The sequence below is a fragment of the Streptomyces sp. NPDC058872 genome (genome assembly GCF_042743065.1).
GTDB lineage: Bacteria > Actinomycetota > Actinomycetes > Streptomycetales > Streptomycetaceae > Streptomyces.
Window position 1 is genome coordinate 1 of the sequence record NZ_JBHYMK010000132.1, and the last position, 3,745, is coordinate 3,745.

The window sequence follows — 3,745 nt, forward strand, 5'->3', positions numbered from 1 at the left end:
AGCGCGGCGGCGAACACGGGGAAGGCCTTGTACAGTTCACGTCCCATCCCGGCCCGCTGACTGCCCTGCCCCGAGAACAGGAACGCCAACCGCCCCTGCGCACGGTCCACGGACCCGGTCAGGACCCGACTGTCCGCCTCGCCGCGGCAGAGCGCGCCCAGCGCGTCGAGGAAGTCGGACCGGTCCTCCGCGACCACGGCGGCCCGGTCGTCCAGCGCGGCCCGCGTGGTGCCGAGCGAGAACGCCAGGTCGGCAGTGCGGAATTCGGGCCGAGCCGCGACGAACGACCGCAGCCGTTCGGCCTGTGCCCGCAGTGCGTCCGTGCCCTGGCCGGAGAGGACCCACGGCAGGGGCCCCGACACGGCGTCGGCCGTGTCGGCGACGGCTGGCTCCTCCTCGAACTGCTCGATGATCGCGTGGGCGTTGGTGCCGCTCACACCGAACGACGACACGCCGGCTCGGCGGGGCCGTCCGGTCTCCGGCCACTCGACCGCGTCCCGCAGCAGCGTCACCGCACCGGCGGACCAGTCGACGTGCGGCGTCGGCTCGTCCACGTGCAGCGTCCTCGGAAGCACACCGTGGCGCATCGCCATCACCATCTTGATGACTCCGCCCACGCCCGCGGCGGCCTGCGTGTGCCCGATGTTCGACTTCAGGGAGCCGAGCAGCAGCGGCTGTCCGTCCGGCCGTTCCTGCCCGTACGTGGCGATCAGCGCCTGCGCCTCGATCGGGTCGCCGAGCCGGGTGCCGGTGCCGTGCGCCTCGACGGCGTCGACGTCGGCGGCGGTCAGCCGGGCCCGGCCGAGCGCCTGGCGGATGACCCGCTCCTGCGAGGGGCCGTTGGGGGCGGTGAGGCCGTTGCTGGCACCGTCCTGGTTGACCGCCGTACCGCGCACCAGGCCCAGGACCGGATGCCCGTTGCGCCGGGCGTCCGACAGACGCTCCAGGAGCAGGACACCCGCGCCCTCGCCCCAGCTGGTGCCGTCGGCCGCCGCGGAGAACGACTTGCTGCGGCCGTCGGGAGCGAGCCCCCGCTGCCGGCTGAACTCCACGAACGTCCCCGGCGAGGCCATCACGGTGACACCGCCCGCGAGCGCGAGCGTGCACTCGCCGTCGCGCAGCGCCTGGACGGCCATGTGCAGGGCGACCAGCGAGGACGAGCAGGCCGTGTCGACCGTGACGGCAGGGCCCTCCAGACCGAGGGTGTACGCCACCCGGCCGGAGATCACGCTCGCCGCGGTGCCGGTGAGCAGGTACCCCTCGAACCCTTCGGATGCCTCGCTCATGCGCGGCCCGTACTCGTCCTGCGACGCCACACCGACGAAGACGCCCGCCTGGCTGCCGGCCACCGAGCGTGGATCCATCCCGGCCCGCTCGAACACCTCCCAGGACGTCTCCAGCAGAAGGCGCTGCTGCGGGTCCATCGCCTGTGCCTCACGCGGCGAGATCCCGAAGAACTCGGCGTCGAACTCGGCGGCGTCGTACAGGAATCCGCCTTCGCGGACGTACGACGTGCCCGCACGCTCCGGGTCGGGGTGATAGAGCGCGTCGATGTCCCAGCCGCGGTCCGTGGGGAACACGGACACCGCGTCCCGGCCGTCGGTGAGCAGCTGCCAGAGGTCCTCCGGCGAGCGCACCCCGCCCGGATAGCGGCAGGCCATGGACACGATCGCGATCGGGTCGTCCTCGGCCGCGGCACCCACCGGGACCGGCACCGGGCGCACGGAGGCGGACTCCGCCGTGCCGGTCGCCTGCGTGTGCAGGAAGCGGGCCAGCGCCTGTGGCGTCGGATGGTTGAACACCAGCGTCGGCGGCAGCTTCAGGCCGGTGACGGCGACGAGCCGATTGCGCAGCTCGACCGCGGTCAGCGAGTCGACACCGATGTCCTTGAACGCGTGCGAGGCGTTCACCGCGTCCGCGGACGCGTGCCCGAGCACGGCGGCCGCCTGTGTCCGCACCAGGTCCAGCAGCAGCCGCACGGCCTCCGTGTCGGAGAGACCCGACAGATTCTGCGCCGTCCACGTAGCGTCGTCGTCGGCCCGCCGGGCGCCGGACTCGGCCCGCAACTCCCGTACGTCCGCCAGGTCGGAGATCAGCGCGCTGGGACGGGCGGCGGTGTACGCCGGCACGAACCGCGCCCAGTCGATGTCGGCGACGGTCACGGTCGCCTCGCCGCGCCCCGCGGCCTCTCCCAGCGCGGTGAGCGCCAGGTCCGGCGCCAGCGCCGGCAGCCCCCGCCGCCGCAGCTGCTCGGCCACGTCGCCTGCCGCCATGCCGTCCGCGTCCCAGGGACCCCAGGCCACGGAGGTGGCGGGCAGCCCGAGCGCGTGCCGCTGCTCGGCGAGCGCGTCCAAGTGGGCGTTGGCCGCACCGAAGTTCCCCTGCCCGGCCCGGCCCAGCGTGCCGACCACCGACGAGAACAGGACGAACGCGTCGAGGTCGAGGTGACGCGTGCACTGGTCGAGAAGCGTGGCGGCGGTGGCCTTCGGCCGCAGGACGTCGTCGAGGCGCTCGGTGGTGAGCCGGTCGAGCACCGCGTCGTCGAGGACACCCGCGGTGTGGACCACGGCGGTCAGGCCGGGGTGCGCGGAGACGAGAGCGCGTACGGCCTCAGGATCGCTCACGTCGCAGGCGACGAAGGTCACGGTGACGCCCAGCCCGGCGAGTTCGTCGTGCAGGGCGGTGGCCCCGGGTGCCTCGCCGCCGCGCCGGCCGGCGAGGACGAGGTGCTCGGCGCCGTTCCCGGCGGCCCAGCGCGCCACGTGCGCGCCGAGCGCGCCGGTGCCGCCGGTGATCAGGACGGTACCGCGCGGCTGCCAGGCCGTGGCGTCGCGGTTTGCCCCGCCGTGGTGCGTGCGGCCGCCGGTGCCGGTCCGGGTGAGTCGTCGGGCGAGGAGACCGGAGGCTCGGATGGCCACCTGGTCCTCGCCGCCGGACGGTGCCGTCAGTACGGCACGCAGGCGTGTGGCGCCGCGCTCGTCGAGCTGTTCGGGCAGGTCGACGAGCCCGCCCCAGCGGTCGGGATGCTCCAGCGCGGCGACCCGGCCCAGACCCCAGACCTGCGCCTGGGCGGGCCGGGTGAGCGGATCGGAGCCGCCGGTGGTGACCGCGCCCTGGGTGACACACCAGAGCGGAGCCTGCACACCGGCGTCCCCCAGCGCCTGGAAGAGAGCGAGCGCCGGCGCCGCCGGGGCCACGTCGTCGCCGCCCAGCGCGAGGAGGGACAGCACGCCGGTCACGGCAGCGTTGTCATCGCCCGACCCCAAGGCGCCGGAGACCTGCTCGGCGTAGCGGGCGCGGGCCACTTCGGCTGGGTCCAGTACGACCTGCCGCCCCCGTACAGCGCGGGTGACAGCACCCACCAGCGCGTCGTCCTCCTGGCCGACGGGAACCACGACCAGCCAGGTACCGGACAGCCCGGCCTGCGGCTCGGCGACCGGCCTCCACGTCGCCCGGTAGCGCCAGTTGTCCACCGTCGACACACGATCCAGGTTCTTCCGCCAGGACGCCAGCGCCGCGAGCACCGTACTCAGCGGGGCATCGCCCTCCACCGAGAGCGTGCGGCCGAGCGACTCCCAGTCCTCGTTCTCGACCGCCTCCCAGAAGCGGGTGTCGGCGGTGTCCGGGGAACCGGTCGTGGTGGGGTTGATCCAGTAGCGCTGGTGCTGGAAGGGGTAGGTGGGGAGGTCGGTGTCGTGGGTTCCCTTGTTGATGGGCCAGTTGATGGGGTGGCCGTGGGTGTGGA

The 3,745-nt window shown here is 74.0% G+C and carries 1 protein-coding gene; it reads right to left on the bottom strand.

The window, feature by feature from the left end; translation table 11 throughout:
* Positions 1 to 3,745, bottom strand: a 3,745-nt coding sequence (locus tag ACFW22_RS35685) for an SDR family NAD(P)-dependent oxidoreductase (RefSeq protein ID WP_386412929.1), incomplete at both ends; no start/stop codon positions are given.